This is a genomic window from Reella acinonychis (assembly GCF_052828705.1).
Window position 1 is genome coordinate 1,299,454 of record NZ_CM128256.1, and the last position, 16,029, is coordinate 1,315,482.

Genomic DNA, 16,029 nt, shown 5'->3' on the forward strand with positions numbered 1-16,029 from the left:
AGTACAAATTTTTTATCTGATTTTGAGATATCCCTATGTTGTCTAAAGCTAAATACAGAAAAGATTATAAAACGCCTGATTTTACCATTAAGCATATTTTCCTTGATTTCCAACTTGATCCTCAACATACCCAAGTCACTGCAATTAGCCAGTTTGAACGATTAAATCCTGAAGCTAAACAATTACGTTTAGATGGAGACAGTTTTCAATTTGTTTCGATTAAATTAAATGGCAATGCTTTTACAGCTTATCAGAAAGATGGCGAAAGTCTAACCCTTGATTTAAGTCAGCAGGATTTAGCGCAATTTGAACTTGAAATTGTGACGAATTTGCTTCCTGCAGAAAATACATCGTTACAAGGTTTGTACCAATCAGGCGAAGCGATTTGTACACAATGTGAAGCAGAGGGATTTCGTCAAATTACTTACACGCTCGATCGTCCCGATGTATTAGCCCGTTATGACGTGCGTATTACGGCAGATAAAGCGCGTTATCCTTATTTATTATCCAATGGTAATCGTGTTGCAAATGGGGAATTAGAAGATGGTCGCCATTGGGTTGAATGGCAGGATCCTTTCCCTAAGCCTTGCTATTTGTTTGCTTTGGTCGCTGGCGATTTTGATTTATTACAAGATAAATTTACTACGCAAAGTGGCAGAGAAGTAGCATTAGAACTCTATGTGGATCGCGGTAATCTTAATCGTGCAGATTGGGCAATGCAAAGCTTGAAAAAATCAATGAAATGGGATGAGCAACGCTTTGGTTTGGAATATGACCTCGATATTTACATGATCGTTGCTGTTGATTTCTTTAATATGGGGGCGATGGAAAATAAAGGGCTAAATATTTTCAATTCTAAATTTGTGTTAGCTAACCCTGAAACCGCAACGGATGAAGATTATCTCGCCATTGAAAGCGTGATTGCTCATGAATATTTCCATAACTGGACGGGAAATCGCGTGACTTGTCGAGATTGGTTCCAATTAAGTCTAAAAGAAGGCTTGACGGTTTTCCGCGATCAAGAATTTTCTTCCGATACAGGTTCTCGAGCAGTTAATCGTATTAACAATGTGAAATTGTTGCGTACCGCACAATTTGCGGAAGATGCTAGTCCAATGGCGCACCCAATTCGCCCTGAAAAAGTATTAGAAATGAACAATTTTTATACGATGACTGTTTATGAAAAAGGGGCAGAAGTCATTCGTATGTTGCATACGCTGTTAGGTGAAAAGCAATTCCAACAAGGCATGAAATTATATATTGCTGAAAATGATGGTAAAGCGGCCACCTGTGAAGATTTCGTTTCTGCAATGGAACGAGCGTCAGGATTAAATTTAAAACAATTCAGTCGTTGGTATAGTCAATCAGGCACGCCTGAATTAACTATTACCGACAGCTATGATGAGAAAAATCGCATTTATAAATTAATGGTGTCACAAATGACACCACCAACTGCGGATCAATTAAGCAAAGCTAATTTACATATTCCGTTAAAGATTGCTTTGTATGCACAAAATGGTATGCCATTCACCTTGTTGAATAACGGGGAATTAACAGGGGATTTATTACATCTCACTGAAAATGAACATACCTTTGAATTTCATGATATTAGCAGTCGCCCTGTGCCGGCATTATTATGCGATTTCTCAGCGCCAGTGAAATTGGATTATGATTACAGTACGGCACAACTAATCACATTGCTTAAATTCTCACAGAATGAATTTGTTCGTTGGGATGCCGCGCAGATGTTGCTGACCAGTGAATTACGCCGTTTGTTACAATTATATCAACAAGAGCAATCGCTTGAATTTTCTCAAGAAATTTTAACTGCACTTTCACAAGTGCTAGCCCAATATGAAGAAAATATTGAATTAGCCACATTAATTCTTACCTTGCCAAAAGAAGTGGAGTTTGCGGAGCAATTCCATATTATTGATCCGGAAGGCATTGCTAAAGTACGTGATTTTATGCAGCGTGCCTTAGCCAATAGTCTGAAAAATGAGTGGTTAGCGCTATATCGCAAAATTCAGTTACAAGGCTACCAAATCACGACAGAAGATATTGCATTGCGTGCTTTGCGTAATCTTTGCTTGCATTATTTGGCGTTCACTGAATTTGGTAATAGCTTAGTTAATCAGCATTATTTATATGCGGATAATATGACGGATACTCTGGCAGCATTAAATGCCGCAAGCAAGGCGCAGCTCGTTTGTCGCGATGATATTTTCAGCGATTTTGAGCAAAAATGGAAAAAAGATGGTTTAGTCATGGATAAATGGTTTAATTTACAAGCGACGAGACCTGATGCGGACAGCTTATTCATTCAACGTTTAATGGATCATCCAAGTTTTAACTTCAATAATCCAAACCGCTTAAGAGCCTTAGTAGGTAGCTTTATTAATCACAATTTACGTGCTTTTCACGCCATTGATGGCTCAGGCTATCGTTTATTGACCGAGGTCTTGGTACGTTTAAATGAAAGTAATCCTCAGGTTGCGGCTCGTTTAATTGAACCATTAATTCGTTTCCGTCGCTATGATAGCCAACGACAAACGTTAATGAAACGTGCGTTAATGCGCTTATCTGAATTAGATAATCTATCCAAAGATTTATATGAAAAAATTGAGAAAGCGTTGCAGTAACGAAGATCTAGAGTAAACAGAAAAAGTGCGGTAGAATTAACCGCACTTTTTATTTATTTGCTAATGAGATGATGACCTATGTTTTATCCAATTCTCCGCAAAGGTATTTTTGCATTACAACCTGAAACCGCCCATAATTTAGCCATTTCAGCTTTGCATTTGGCGAGTAATCCTGTGCTGAATTTTGCTTTGAAAAAACTGCTGGCTTGTCCTCAAGGTCAAGAAAAAACAGTAATGGGCATTAAATTCAAAAATCCAATTGGTTTAGCCGCGGGTGCTGATAAAGATGGCGAAGCCATTGATGGTTTTGGTGCAATGGGATTTGGTTTTATTGAGGTGGGAACGGTGACACCATTAGCACAAGATGGCAATGCGAAACCACGTCAATTTCGTCTTGTAGAAGCGGAGGGAATCATTAATCGCAATGGTTTCAATAACAAAGGTATCGATTATGTAATCGAAAATGTGCAAAAAGCAAAATATGATGGCACCTTAGGAATAAATATTGGTAAAAACAAAGTTACCCCCATTGAATATGGTAAAGACGACTATATTTTCTGCTTAAATAAAGCCTACAACTATGCAGATTATATTACGGTAAATATTTCCTCACCGAACACGCCTGATTTGCGCCAACTGCAATATGGTGATGCGTTGGAAGATTTATTAAAAAGCATTAAAGAACGTCAACATATTTTAGCGGATAAATACAATAAATATGTGCCGATTGCAGTGAAAATTGCGCCAGATTTATCGGAACAAGAAGTGGTAGAAATTGCGGATCAGTTACGTCGTCACAAAATGGATGGTGTGATTGCAACCAATACCACAATTAGCAGAGATACAGTTGCGGGGTTAAAAAATTCGCAAGAAGTAGGCGGATTAAGCGGTAAGCCATTACAACATAAAAGTACTGAAATTATTCGCCGTTTACAGCAAGAATTAAAAGGTGACATTCCAATTATTGGTAGTGGTGGCATTGATAGTGTTGAAAATGCACAACAAAAAATAGAGGCGGGAGCCCAATTGTTACAGGTGTATTCAGGATTGATTTACCATGGACCAGCTTTAATAAAAGCGCTGGTTAGCGCAATAAAATAATCACAAACGACAAAAAGTGCGGTGGATTTTACCGCATTTTTTATTTGCTTTAGAGAAAAGAATGATTGAACAAATTTACGATTTACATTGCCATAGTACCGCCTCTGATGGCGTATTAACACCTACGGAAGTGGTGCAACGTGCCGCAGAAATGGGCGTGAACATATTAGCATTGACCGATCATGATAGTATTTCAGGTTTAGCCGAAGCACGAGAAGCTGCGGTGCGCCATCATATTAAATTGATTAATGGGGTTGAGATTTCAACGCTATGGGAAAACCGCGGTATTCATATTGTAGGGTTAAATTTTGATGAAACTTCGCCAGAAATGACCGCACTTTTACAGCAACAAGCAGAATTAAGATTAAAACGTGCTTTAGCCATTGGGGAAAAATTTGACAAAATGGGGATTCCCAATACTTTTGAAGGGGCGAAAGCATTAGCGTCGGGCGAAGTGACGCGAGCACATTATGCGCGTTATCTGATGCAAATTGGTGTAGTGAATAATCAAGAGCAGGCGTTTAAACGCTATTTGTCAGGGGGAAAACCAGCCTTTGTAAAATCGGAATGGGTTGATATTCCAACCGCAATTAAGGTGATTCATCAAGCGGGAGGATTAGCTGTGATTGCGCATCCTTTGCGTTATACCATGACGAACCGTTGGATTCGAAAACTGATTACGGACTTTAAGCAATGGGGCGGAGATGGCATTGAAGTGGCGGGTTGTGGTCAATCGCCAGATCAACGCCAATTACTTGCTCGTTGGGCAAATGAATTTGACTTGCTAGCATCGGCAGGATCTGATTTCCATTTCCCTTGTGGTTGGATTGAACTCGGAAAAGGCTTAGCCTTGCCGCAACAAGTGCGGTCAATTTTAACGGTGTTTTAGTATTGCTCAAATAGCCACATTATTTGCATAAGTTTAAGCTTTCTAAAAATTGAATAAAGGCTTTTACTTTTGCAGGTAAATAACGACGATTTGGATAAAGTACCGTTAAATCAATCGTTTGTTTAGGATAATGGGCTAATACTTCCACAAGTTCGCCAGAGTCAAGTTCTTTTTTAATTAGAAAATGTGGTGCTTTGATAATACCTAGCCCCGCTTTTGCCATTTCCACTAAGGTTGAACCGTTATTGGAAATCATATTGGAATGCATTTTTAGGCGTTGGGTTTGTCCATCGGGCAAAGTAAATTCCCAATAAATTTGGTTACCAATGGCTTTATAGAGTAGGCAGTCATGCTGCAATAAGTCTTCTGCATTTTGAGGTATGCCACGTTTGGCTAAATAATCAGGAGAAGCAACATAATGAATGGTGCTGGTTGATAATTTTTTTCCAATTAAAGAGCTATCGCGTAATCTGCCAATACGTAGTGCCATATCATAGCCTTCTTCCGTTAAATTGACTCGTCGATCGCTAAAATCCATTTCAATTTGTAGGTTGGGATGAGCTTGCGCAAAGGCGGATAAATTAGGGGCAATAAATCGCAGACCAAAATCCATTGGCACTGAAATGGTTAATTTACCTTGTAATGAAGTTGAAAGATTGCTGATACTTTCATCCGCTTCTTTTAATTCCGCTAACAAGGGGTGACACATTTGGTAATAGAGAGAGCCGGCTTCCGTTGTGGAGATTTTTCTTGTTGTGCGTTGTAACAATCTGATTTGTAATTGTTCTTCGAGCTGTGCAACGAGTTTACTTGCCATGGCAACGGAAATGTTTTCATGGGCAGCGGCTTGGGTAAAACTTTGCGTTTCTACGACTTTACAAAAGACCGAAATTGCATTTAGTTTATCCATTTATCCCCCTTTTTGAAAAAAAATATTGACCTAATAACCTCTCGTTAGGCAATATAAATAGAATTTTTAAAATTTTACACAAATTAAGTGAATTAGGTAATAAATATATGAGTAAATCTTTAGTTATCGTGGAATCACCAGCTAAAGCGAAAACCATTAATAAATACTTAGGTAATGAGTATGTGGTGAAGTCGAGTGTTGGGCATATTCGTGATTTACCCACTGCAGGAAGTAGTACTGGTGAGAAAGCGAAACCTGTTTCAACTAAAGGATTAAGTGCAGAACAAAAAGCGAGCATTAAAGCAGAGAAGGAACAACAATCCCTTGTAAAACGTATGGGCGTGGATCCTTATCATGATTGGAAAGCCAATTATCAAATTTTGCCTGGTAAGGAAAAAGTGGTTGCTGAATTGAAAGCATTAGCTAAAAAAGCGGATCATATTTATCTGGCAACCGATTTGGATAGAGAAGGAGAAGCGATTGCTTGGCATTTACGCGAAGTTATTGGTGGCGATGATGAGCGTTTTAGTCGTGTTGTATTTAATGAAATCACTAAAAATGCCATTAAACAAGCATTTGAGCACCCTGAACAACTAAATATGGATCGCGTGAATGCGCAACAAACCCGTCGTTTTTTAGATCGCGTTGTTGGTTTTATGGTGTCGCCATTGCTATGGAAAAAAGTGGCTCGTGGTTTATCTGCAGGACGTGTTCAATCCGTTGCTGTGAAATTATTAGTCGAACGTGAGCGCGAAATTAAAGCATTTCAGCCAGAAGAATATTGGCATGTTGTAGTTGATAGCTTAACAGCGAAAAAAGATCCAATTCGTTTGGATGTAGTGGCTTATCAAAATAAAAAATTTGAACCTAAAAATCAGCAACAAGCTCAAAGTGCGGTGGATTTTTTAACAAAATCTGAGTTCGTAGTATCAGACTTAGAGACTAAACCGACAAATTCAAAACCGCGTCCGCCATTTATTACCTCGACATTACAGCAGGCGGCGAGCACAAGATTAAACTTTAGTGTGAAGAAAACCATGATGTTAGCGCAACGTTTATACGAGGCGGGCTACATTACTTATATGCGTACAGACTCAACAAATTTAAGTCAAGATGCGTTGAATATGGTGCGTGGTTATATTGATAGTAATTATGGTAAAGATTATTTGCCAGTTAAACCAAACTTCTATTCCAGCAAAGAAAATGCGCAAGAAGCCCATGAAGCAATTCGTCCTTCAGATGTCAATATTTCTGCCGCCCAATTAACGGGTATGGAAAAAGATGCAGAGCGTTTATACGATCTGATTTGGCGTCAGTTTGTGGCTTGCCAAATGCCAGCGGCACAATATGATAGTACGACATTAACTGTTAGTGCGGGCGATTATGAGTTAAAAGCAAAAGGGCGTATTTTACGTTTTGATGGTTGGACCAAAGTATTGCCACAAATGAGTAAGTCGCCAGAGGATCAAGAATTACCGGCGGTAACATTAAAAGAATTACTCAGTTTACAACAAGTGTTACCAAGTCAACACTTCACTAAGCCACCAGCACGTTTTACTGAGGCGGCGTTAGTAAAAGAATTGGAAAAACGCGGTATTGGTCGTCCATCAACTTATGCTGCAATTATTTCAACCATTCAAGAACGCGGCTATGTACGTACAGAAAATCGTCGTTTTTATGCAGAAAAAATGGGCGAAATTGTAACAGATCGTTTAAATCAATCCTTTGCTGATTTGATGAACTATGATTTTACTGCCAACATGGAAGATACCTTGGATAAAATTGCTAATGGTAGTAAAAATTGGAAAATAGAATTAAACCAATTCTTTAAAGATTTTTCTCATCAATTAAGTCAAGCGGAATTAGACGAACTTGAAGGTGGAATGAAACCCAATAGTTTGGTACCAACAGAAATCACTTGTCCAACTTGTGGACGTAATATGGCAATTCGTACTGCAAGTACCGGCGTTTTCTTAGGTTGTACAGGCTATGCTTTACCACCGAAAGAACGTTGTAAAACCACAATGAATTTAATTCCAGAAGCTGAATTGCTCAATGTACTGGATAGCGAAAGTGAAACTAAGGCTCTCATGGCACGTAAACGTTGTCCGAAATGCGAATCTGCCATGGATAGCTACGTAATTGATCCTGAAAGAAAAATTCATATTTGTGGTAATAACCCAAATTGCGATGGCTACCTTATTGAGCAAGGCACATTTAAAATTAAGGGCTATGATGGGCCAATTGTTGAATGTGATAAATGTGGCGCAGATATGCACTTGAAATTAGGTCGTTTTGGTAAATACATGGCTTGCACAAGCTGTGATAATACGCGCAAGATCTTGAAAAATGGCGAAGTAGCGCCACCAAAAGAAGAACCAACACATTTCCCTGAATTGAAATGCGAAAAATCTGATGCTTATTTTGTGTTGCGAGATGGTGCAAGTGGGGTGTTTATGTCAGCACATAATTTCCCTAAATCAAGAGAGACGCGCGCACCAAAAGTGGCAGAATTAGCATTATATCGAGATCGTTTACCAGAAAAATTACGCTATTTAGCTGATGCGCCGGCTAAAGATCCTGAAGGAAATGAAGCTATTGTGCGCTTTAGTCGTAAAGAAAAACGTCAATATGTGACTTCCGAAAAAAATGGTAAACAAACCAAATGGATTGTCGATTTTATTGATGGACAATGGAAAGTACGTAGCAAATAATATTAATTAAGCCATTCTCAAGAATGGCTTATCTTTTTTTAGCAATGAGTTTATTGACTATTTTTAACCAAGGGCAAACTTATCTAAAAACTTGGCCAATGCACCCTAAATTAGGGGCAATATTTCCTGAAAATCGGGTAATTAAAGCCACAACGTTTGCACAAAAAATGATGCCATTTATTGCAGTGTTTGCGATTGTTTGGCAACAAATGTTAGCACCACATCATTTCGTGGCATTAACTGCTGCGATTTTGACCGCACTTTTTGCGCTTTGCCTCCCTTTGCAGGGATTATATTGGTTGGGAAAACGGGCAACCCAAGCTTTATCGCCACAAAGTGCGGTGAAATATCAGCAACTTTTTTCGCAATTATGCAAAGAAAATGTTGCGGTTATGCCTGTTGAAAAGCCCACTTATCAAGATTTAGCGTTATTGCTGCAAAAAGCGGAGCAGCATTTGTCTACTGATTTTTGGAATGAACTTTAATGAAATTTATTCTACGCAAACGTTTTCTTTTTTAGATGATTTGGGTAGAATAGTGCGGTTAAAAAATTCGATATTTTGAAGTGATTATGTCTGTTATTGATTATGTTATTATTGGCATTATTGCCTTTTCTGTGATTGTGAGTTTATTGCGCGGTTTTGTGCGCGAAGTCATGTCCCTTACTTGCTGGGTAGTGGCGTTTGTTGTTGCAAGCAAATTTTATCCTTACCTTGCCAATTTCTTAACTCAAATCCAATCAGAATATGTACGCAATGGCGTTGCCATTGGTATTTTATTTATTTTAACGCTCATTGTGGGGGGCGTAGTCAATTATGTGATCTCACAATTAGTGGATAAAACAGGTTTATCAGGCACAGATCGTATTTTAGGTGCCTGTTTTGGTTTCTTACGTGGCGTATTAATCGTTGCCGCGTTATTGTTTTTTGTGGATACCTTTACTAATTTTGAACAAAGCGATGTGTGGAAATCGTCTCAATTAATACCGCACTTTGGCTTTGTTGTAGAATGGTTTTTCCAACAATTACAAGCCAGTTCTAGTTTCTTAAATTCAACGTTAAATCCAACTCAATAAAAGGTCGTTTCCATGTGTGGTATTGTCGGTATCATTAGCCAAAGCCCAGTTAACCAATCTATTTATGATGCATTAACGGTGTTACAACACCGCGGTCAAGATGCAGCAGGTATTGTTACAATCGATGACGAAAATTGTTTCCGCTTACGTAAAGCCAATGGTTTGGTAAGTGACGTTTTCCAGCAAGTTCATATGAACAGATTACAAGGTAATGCAGGTATTGGGCATGTTCGTTACCCAACTGCTGGTTGTTCTAGCGTGTCAGAAGCACAACCATTCTATGTGAATTCACCTTATGGTTTGAGCTTAGTCCATAATGGGAATTTAACCAATTCACAAGAATTAAAGGACAAACTTTACAAATTAGCACGTCGTCATGTGAACACCACCTCTGACTCGGAATCTCTATTAAATATTTTGGCATATCATATTGATCAAATTGATAAAGAACAGTTAACGCCAAATGATATTTTCGCGGCGATTCGTGCGACTAACCAAGATATTAAAGGCGCTTATGCTTGTATTGCGATGATTATTGGCCATGGCCTAGTGGCATTTCGTGATCCAAATGGTATTCGCCCATTAGTGCTAGGTCAGCGTGAAGAAAATGGCAAAATGGAATATATGTTTGCTTCAGAAACCGTTGCATTGGATACCGCGGGCTTTGAATTTGTTCGCGATATTGAACCTGGTGAAGCAGTTTATGTCACCTTTGATCATCAAATTTATTCTGAAATTTGTGCGGATAATCCAAAATTGTGTCCTTGTATTTTTGAATACGTCTATTTTGCACGTCCTGATAGTACCATTGATGGTGTATCAGTCTATGCAGCTCGTGTGCATATGGGCGAACGCTTAGGGCAGAAAATTGCGCGTGAATGGAAGGATATTGATATTGACGTGGTTATTCCAGTGCCAGAAACCTCAAATGATATTGCATTACGCATTGCTCATGTGTTGAATAAGCCTTATCGCCAAGGTTTCGTGAAAAACCGTTATGTTGGTCGCACCTTCATTATGCCAGGGCAAAAACAACGTATTAGTGCGGTTCGTCGTAAATTAAATACCATTGCTTCTGAATTCAAAGGCAAAAATGTGTTATTAGTAGATGACTCGATTGTGCGTGGCACAACGTCTGAACAAATTGTGGATATGGCAAGAGCGGCTGGCGCTAATAAAATTTATTTTGCTTCAGCTGCACCAGAAATTCGTTACCCGAATGTGTATGGTATTGATATGCCAACCAAGCACGAACTCATTGCTTATAATCGTAATGTAGAAGAAGTAGCGAAATTGATTGGTGTTGATGGCTTAATTTTCCAAGATTTAGAAGCGTTACAGATTTCTGTTCAGCAGGAAAATCCAAAAATTCGTGAGTTTGATACCTCTGTTTTCACCGGACATTATGTGACAGGTGATGTGACTCCGGAATACTTGGATAATATTGCAGCTAAACGTAATGATGGCGCGAAAACAAAGCGAGAAAAAGACGCGACCAATCTTGAAATTCACAATGAAAGATAATTCATAAAATTCCTCCTTTTTCCACCGCACTTTAGATAAAGTGCGGTTCTTTTTTATATTGTTTTATTTATTTTCTAATTTAAGTCAAATTTACTTCTTTTTCCTGTAAAAATTGTTTTCAATTTCTTGGCATTTAAGATACATTTAGAAAGCTTTGACTTTTTGTCATATTCGGGCTTGAGGAGGATTTTCCTCAGGGAAATAAAATCAACCAATTTGAAGGAAACATTATGTTAATTGGTGTACCTAGAGAACTGCTTGATAATGAAACTCGTGTTGCGGCAACGCCAAAGACGGTTCAACAAATTTTAAAATTAGGTTTTGAAGTTATCGTTGAGCATGATGCGGGCTTTAAGGCAAGTTTTGAAGATCAAGCATTTGTAGCTGCTGGGGCTAAAGTTGGCTCAGCACAAGAGGTTTGGAATGCTGATATTATTTTTAAAGTAAATGCGCCAACAGAACAAGAAATTGCACTCATTAAAGAGGGCGCCACCTTAGTAAGCTTTGTGTGGCCTGCGCAAAATCCAGAATTAATGCAAAAATTATCAGCTAAGAAAATTAATGTGTTAGCCATGGATGCGGTACCTCGAATTTCTCGTGCACAAGCATTAGATGCGCTTTCTTCAATGGCAAATATTTCGGGTTATCGTGCGGTTATTGAAGCCGCAAACGCATTTGGTAGTTTCTTCACTGGACAAATTACGGCAGCAGGTAAAGTGCCTCCTGCGAAAGTGTTAGTGATTGGTGCGGGTGTTGCAGGTCTTGCCGCTATCGGTGCAGCTAACAGCTTAGGGGCGATTGTTCGTGCATTTGACTCACGTCCAGAAGTAAAAGAACAAGTAAAATCAATGGGTGCAGACTTCTTAGAAATTGATTTCGAAGAAGAAGGCGGTTCAGGCGATGGCTATGCAAAAGTGATGTCTGAAGAATTTAACCGTCGTGCAATGGCACTTTATGCGGAACAAGCGAAAGAAGTGGATATTATCATTACCACCGCTGCGATTCCGGGTAAACCAGCGCCTCGCCTTATTACTAAAGAAATGGTTGATTCAATGAAACCAGGTTCTGTGATTGTGGATTTAGCTGCATTAACAGGTGGTAACTGTGAATACACCAAACCAAATGAAATTTTCGTTACAGATAACCAAGTGAAAGTGATTGGTTATACTGATTTCCCTGCACGTTTACCTACTCAATCTTCCCAACTTTACGGCACAAACTTAGTGAATTTATTGAAACTATTAGCGCCAAATAAAGATGGTCAAATTGATATTAATTTTGACGATGTGGTATTACGTGGTGTAACAGTGGTTCGTGATGGTGAAGTCACATGGCCAGCACCGCCAATTCAGGTTTCTGCTCAACCGCAACAAAAAGCGGCAGCTGCACCTGTGGCGAAAAAAGAAGAAAAACCAGCAGATCCTCGCATTAAATTTGGTGTGATGGCAGTAATTGCGTTATTGTTCCTTGGTTTATCTTCAGTCACACCACCTGAGTTCCTTTCTCATTTCACCGTATTCGTTTTATCTTGCGTAGTCGGATACTATGTTGTATGGAACGTAAGCCATGCACTGCATACACCATTAATGGCGGTAACCAATGCTATTTCAGGTATTATTATCGTTGGTGCGGTATTGCAAATTGCGCAAGGCAGCTTCTTTGTCAGCATATTAGCATTTATTGCAATTTTAGTGGCAAGTATCAATATTTTTGGTGGTTTCAAAGTTACCCAACGTATGCTTGCTATGTTTAGAAAAGGTTAAGGAGAAAGTAAATGTCAGTAGGTCTTGTACAAGCCGCTTATATTGTGTCGGCATTACTGTTTATTATGAGCTTAGCCGGTCTTTCTAAACATGAAACCGCTAAAGCTGGTTGTTGGTATGGCATTATCGGTATGGCGATTGCGTTAGTTGCGACTATTTTCGGTCCTGCAACAAATGGTGAATTTTGGATCCTGATCGCAATGGCTGTAGGTGGTGTGCTAGGTATTCAACGTGCACTTAAAGTTGAAATGACTGAAATGCCTGAATTAGTGGCTATTTTACATAGCTTCGTTGGTTTAGCGGCTGTTTTAGTAGGTTTCAATAGCTTTGGTTTACATATCACGCCTGATTTTGTTGCGCCAGAAGGCACCGCATTTATTAGCGAAGAAGCATTAGAAAAAGCAAAAGCAGCTTTCGAAGCGAAACAAGAAGTATTAGCGAATATCCACAATGTTGAAGTGTTCTTAGGTATCTTTATCGGTGCGGTAACCTTCACAGGTTCTGTGGTTGCATTTGGTAAATTACGTGGCATTATCAATTCTAAAGCTTTAATGCTACCTCATCGCCATAAATTAAATTTAGCTGCGTTAGTGTTCTCTGCATTATTAATGGTGGCATTTTTAAACAATCCACATAATATCTTCCCTGTATTATTAATGACCGCAATTGCGCTTGCATTCGGTTGGCATTTAGTGGCATCTATCGGTGGTGCGGATATGCCAGTAGTCGTGTCAATGCTTAACTCTTACTCAGGTTGGGCAGCAGCGGCAGCCGGTTTCATGTTAAGCAACGATTTATTAATCGTAACAGGTGCATTAGTGGGTTCTTCAGGTGCGATTCTTTCTTACATCATGTGTAAAGCGATGAACCGCTCATTTATCAGCGTAATTGCTGGTGGCTTCGGTAACGACGTTCAAGTATCAAGCGATGAAGAACAAGGTGAACATCGTGAAACCACAGCTGAAGAAGTGGCAGAGATGTTGAAAAATGCAAGCTCTGTTATCATCACTCCGGGATATGGTATGGCTGTTGCACAGGCACAGTATCCAGTGGCTGAAATTACGCAAAAACTACGTGATCGTGGTATTAATGTGCGTTTTGGTATTCACCCAGTTGCAGGCCGATTACCTGGTCATATGAACGTATTATTAGCGGAAGCAAAAGTACCTTATGATGTGGTATTAGAAATGGATGAAATCAATGACGATTTCGCTGATACCGATGTGGTATTGGTTATTGGTGCGAACGATACGGTTAACCCTGCGGCAATGGAAGATCCAAATAGCCCAATCGCAGGTATGCCTGTATTAGAAGTATGGAAAGCAGCGAATGTTGTGGTATTTAAACGTTCAATGGCTGTTGGCTATGCGGGCGTACAAAACCCATTATTCTTTAAAGAAAATACTCAAATGTTGTTTGGTGATGCCAAAGAACGCGTTGATGACATTCTTAAAGCATTATAAAAACGAAGTAAAAAAATACCGCACTTTAAAGTGCGGTATTTTTTCGTTTACTTTTCTTCTAATGGTTTCTTTATAATATCATCTTCTTCACTTAGGGTAAGCAAATGTGCAATAGCATTGCGATATGAAATTTCAAGTGTTTCTCTGCTGGTTGCTAATACCCCTTGATCCACTAAAAAACCATCGTTGACATCATATACCCAGCCATGTAAAGAGAGTTTTGCACCACGCGCCCAAGCTGATTGTACAATAGAGGAGCGCCCAAGGTTATAAACTTGTTCTGCAACATTAATTCTGGTTAACATATCTGCGCGTTTTTCAGGACTTAAATTACCTAACAAATGGCTGTGTTTAAACCAAATATCACGAATATGTAATAGCCAGTTATTGATTAACCCAAGATCTTGTCTGCTCATTGCTGCTTTAATACCACCACAGTTAGTGTGACCACAAATGATAATATGTTCAATATTCAGCACATCGACAGCATATTGCACAACAGAAAGACAATTTAGGTCGGTATGAATAACTTGGTTTGCCACGTTACGATGAACAAATAATTCGCCCGGTTCTAAATTTGTCAGCTTTTCAGCAGGTACACGACTATCAGAACAACCAATCCACAAATAATGTGGCGTTTGATGTTCTGCTAACTCTTTGAAATAAAGCGAGTTTTCTTCTTTCATGCGCAATGCCCAACTGTGATTGTTGGCAAAAAGCTGTTCAATTCGTTTCATAGTACATCCTTTTATGTGTTTTTATTGTCTTGCCAAGCGCTGATTTTCAGGAACTGACTCAAAATTAGAGCGGAATGGATTAATATCTAACCCACCTCGTCTTGTATAACGCGCATAGACAGTTAATTTTTCTGGTTGTGCAAAACGCATTAAATCACAGAAAATGCGCTCTACACATTGTTCATGGAATTCATTGTGTTGACGGAAAGAAATGAAATAACGTAATAATTTCTCACGATCAATTTGTTTACCAACATAATGAATTTGCACTGTTCCCCAATCGGGTTGACTAGTAATCAAACAATTAGATTTTAATAAGTGGCTAACTAAATATTCTTCAACTTGTTGATCCTGTGTGCAACCTTGTAGTAAATCAGCGTTAAAATCATAGCTTGTTATTTCAATATCTTGATCATCAATGCAATCGCCAGCTAAGGTTGCAATGGCTTGGTTTTGATAAAAAGCTAAAGAATTTAACCGCACTTTGACATCACCTTTGGCACAATCGCTCAAATCTTGTTGCATGGTTTGTTCCACTTGCTGCCAAGAATCAAATTTTGTTTGGTTAAAGCTATTGAGATAAAGTTTAAAACTCTTTGATTCGATAAGATTTTCTGAGCGAAAATCAATTTCAACATCAGCAATGGCAACCTGTGGTACACCTTTGTTATTTAACCATGAAATTTCATAAGCTGTCCAAATATCTGCACCAATATGAAAAGGTTGGACCTCTGTGATAGCTAAGCTATCGCGGTTAAGTGCACGAGGAACAGGTTGTAATAAAGTGCGGTCATAAATTGATTGATATTCCGTTTTTTGACCGAGTTTTAATTCTTTTAAACTTTGATTATTTTCGTACATTATTGCTTCCAAATTACATGATATTCGCGATCTTCTTCACGATGAGAAATTAAGAATTTAGCAAAAATATCGTCCATTTCATCTTGTTCGTTGACCAGGCCAATCCAAACTTCAGCATAGGCTTCAGGATCAATTAATACGCCAATTTCTTGGTCCCAATCATCAGCAGTATCAACAAATTCGACTGCGCCACGTTCTTCAAATTGTAGGTTAAATAACAAAACATCAGCAGGATCGAGATTTTCTGCTGCCATTTCTAAGAAAATATCATAGGCGATATCAATTGCTTCATCAGGAGTTAGTTTGTTTGTTGTTTCATTCATTTGCTTTTCTCTATAAAAACAAAAAGT

The 16,029-nt window shown here is 38.8% G+C and carries 13 protein-coding genes; 9 read left to right on the forward strand and 4 right to left on the reverse strand.

From position 1 onward, the window contains the following. Window positions 1–35: 35 nt before the first annotated feature. The 3 genes from pepN to rnm all read left to right on the forward strand — a co-directional run bounded on the left by pepN (window position 36) and on the right by rnm (window position 4,632). Complete coding sequence (gene pepN, locus ACUXZ4_RS06550) at window positions 36–2,642, forward strand: aminopeptidase N (RefSeq protein ID WP_464972417.1); 2,607 nt, start codon at window positions 36–38, stop codon at window positions 2,640–2,642. Window positions 2,643–2,720: 78 nt separating this feature from the next. Then, window positions 2,721–3,743, forward strand: a complete 1,023-nt coding sequence (gene pyrD, locus ACUXZ4_RS06555) for a quinone-dependent dihydroorotate dehydrogenase (protein WP_464972418.1) — start codon at window positions 2,721–2,723, stop codon at window positions 3,741–3,743. Between the two features lie 64 nt (window positions 3,744–3,807). Further along, window positions 3,808–4,632: an RNase RNM gene (gene rnm, locus ACUXZ4_RS06560; RefSeq protein WP_464974004.1), complete on the forward strand. Its 825-nt coding sequence runs from the start codon at window positions 3,808–3,810 to the stop codon at window positions 4,630–4,632. A 19-nt stretch (window positions 4,633–4,651) separates the two neighbouring features. On the opposite strand, the gene ACUXZ4_RS06565 is transcribed toward rnm, so the two are convergent. After that, on the reverse strand, window positions 4,652–5,542 hold the full coding sequence (locus tag ACUXZ4_RS06565; RefSeq protein WP_464972419.1) for a LysR family transcriptional regulator: 891 nt from the start codon (window positions 5,540–5,542) through the stop codon (window positions 4,652–4,654). Window positions 5,543–5,649: 107 nt separating this feature from the next. Between ACUXZ4_RS06565 and topA the strand changes: the two genes are divergently transcribed. From topA to pntB, 6 genes are all read left to right on the forward strand, one after another. Next, a complete protein-coding gene (topA, locus tag ACUXZ4_RS06570) occupies window positions 5,650–8,256 on the forward strand; it encodes a type I DNA topoisomerase (RefSeq protein ID WP_464972420.1) in 2,607 nt (868 codons plus the stop codon). A 44-nt stretch (window positions 8,257–8,300) separates the two neighbouring features. After that, complete coding sequence (gene yfbV / locus ACUXZ4_RS06575) at window positions 8,301–8,741, forward strand: terminus macrodomain insulation protein YfbV (RefSeq protein WP_464974005.1); 441 nt, start codon at window positions 8,301–8,303, stop codon at window positions 8,739–8,741. Window positions 8,742–8,827: 86 nt separating this feature from the next. Next, window positions 8,828–9,331 carry a CvpA family protein gene (locus tag ACUXZ4_RS06580; RefSeq protein ID WP_464972421.1) on the forward strand — a complete coding sequence of 168 codons (504 nt, stop codon included), beginning with the start codon at window positions 8,828–8,830 and terminating at the stop codon, window positions 9,329–9,331. Between the two features lie 12 nt (window positions 9,332–9,343). Then, window positions 9,344–10,855: an amidophosphoribosyltransferase gene (gene purF, locus ACUXZ4_RS06585; RefSeq protein WP_464972422.1), complete on the forward strand. Its 1,512-nt coding sequence runs from the start codon at window positions 9,344–9,346 to the stop codon at window positions 10,853–10,855. A gap of 230 nt (window positions 10,856–11,085) precedes the next feature. Then, entirely contained in the window at window positions 11,086–12,618 is a 1,533-nt protein-coding gene (gene pntA / locus ACUXZ4_RS06590; RefSeq protein WP_464972423.1) for a Re/Si-specific NAD(P)(+) transhydrogenase subunit alpha, read from the forward strand. Window positions 12,619–12,629: 11 nt separating this feature from the next. Further along, window positions 12,630–14,081: a Re/Si-specific NAD(P)(+) transhydrogenase subunit beta gene (pntB, locus tag ACUXZ4_RS06595; protein WP_464972424.1), complete on the forward strand. Its 1,452-nt coding sequence runs from the start codon at window positions 12,630–12,632 to the stop codon at window positions 14,079–14,081. 47 nt (window positions 14,082–14,128) lie between these two features. Here the strand turns inward: pntB and can are convergent, their stop codons facing one another. Genes can through ACUXZ4_RS06610 form a run of 3 tightly spaced genes read right to left on the reverse strand, consistent with a single transcriptional unit; the run spans window position 14,129 to window position 16,002 of the window. Beyond that, on the reverse strand, window positions 14,129–14,818 hold the full coding sequence (can, locus tag ACUXZ4_RS06600; RefSeq protein WP_464972425.1) for a carbonate dehydratase: 690 nt from the start codon (window positions 14,816–14,818) through the stop codon (window positions 14,129–14,131). Between the two features lie 21 nt (window positions 14,819–14,839). Next, window positions 14,840–15,679: an NADPH-dependent 7-cyano-7-deazaguanine reductase QueF gene (gene queF / locus ACUXZ4_RS06605; protein WP_464972426.1), complete on the reverse strand. Its 840-nt coding sequence runs from the start codon at window positions 15,677–15,679 to the stop codon at window positions 14,840–14,842. Then, window positions 15,679–16,002: an HI1450 family dsDNA-mimic protein gene (locus ACUXZ4_RS06610; RefSeq protein WP_464972427.1), complete on the reverse strand. Its 324-nt coding sequence runs from the start codon at window positions 16,000–16,002 to the stop codon at window positions 15,679–15,681. The genes queF and ACUXZ4_RS06610 overlap by 1 nt, the downstream gene beginning before the upstream one ends. Window positions 16,003–16,029 lie beyond the last annotated feature (27 nt).

Coding starts and splice junctions, on each gene's coding strand:
- yfbV (WP_464974005.1), top strand. CDS start 8,301: ATGAGTTTATTGACTATTTTTAACCAAGGGCAAACTTATCTAAAAACT.
- pepN (WP_464972417.1), top strand. CDS start 36: ATGTTGTCTAAAGCTAAATACAGAAAAGATTATAAAACGCCTGATTTT.
- pntA (WP_464972423.1), top strand. CDS start 11,086: ATGTTAATTGGTGTACCTAGAGAACTGCTTGATAATGAAACTCGTGTT.
- pyrD (WP_464972418.1), top strand. CDS start 2,721: ATGTTTTATCCAATTCTCCGCAAAGGTATTTTTGCATTACAACCTGAA.
- purF (WP_464972422.1), top strand. CDS start 9,344: ATGTGTGGTATTGTCGGTATCATTAGCCAAAGCCCAGTTAACCAATCT.
- queF (WP_464972426.1), bottom strand. CDS start 15,679: ATGTACGAAAATAATCAAAGTTTAAAAGAATTAAAACTCGGTCAAAAA.
- can (WP_464972425.1), bottom strand. CDS start 14,818: ATGAAACGAATTGAACAGCTTTTTGCCAACAATCACAGTTGGGCATTG.
- ACUXZ4_RS06610 (WP_464972427.1), bottom strand. CDS start 16,002: ATGAATGAAACAACAAACAAACTAACTCCTGATGAAGCAATTGATATC.
- topA (WP_464972420.1), top strand. CDS start 5,650: ATGAGTAAATCTTTAGTTATCGTGGAATCACCAGCTAAAGCGAAAACC.
- ACUXZ4_RS06580 (WP_464972421.1), top strand. CDS start 8,828: ATGTCTGTTATTGATTATGTTATTATTGGCATTATTGCCTTTTCTGTG.
- pntB (WP_464972424.1), top strand. CDS start 12,630: ATGTCAGTAGGTCTTGTACAAGCCGCTTATATTGTGTCGGCATTACTG.
- ACUXZ4_RS06565 (WP_464972419.1), bottom strand. CDS start 5,542: ATGGATAAACTAAATGCAATTTCGGTCTTTTGTAAAGTCGTAGAAACG.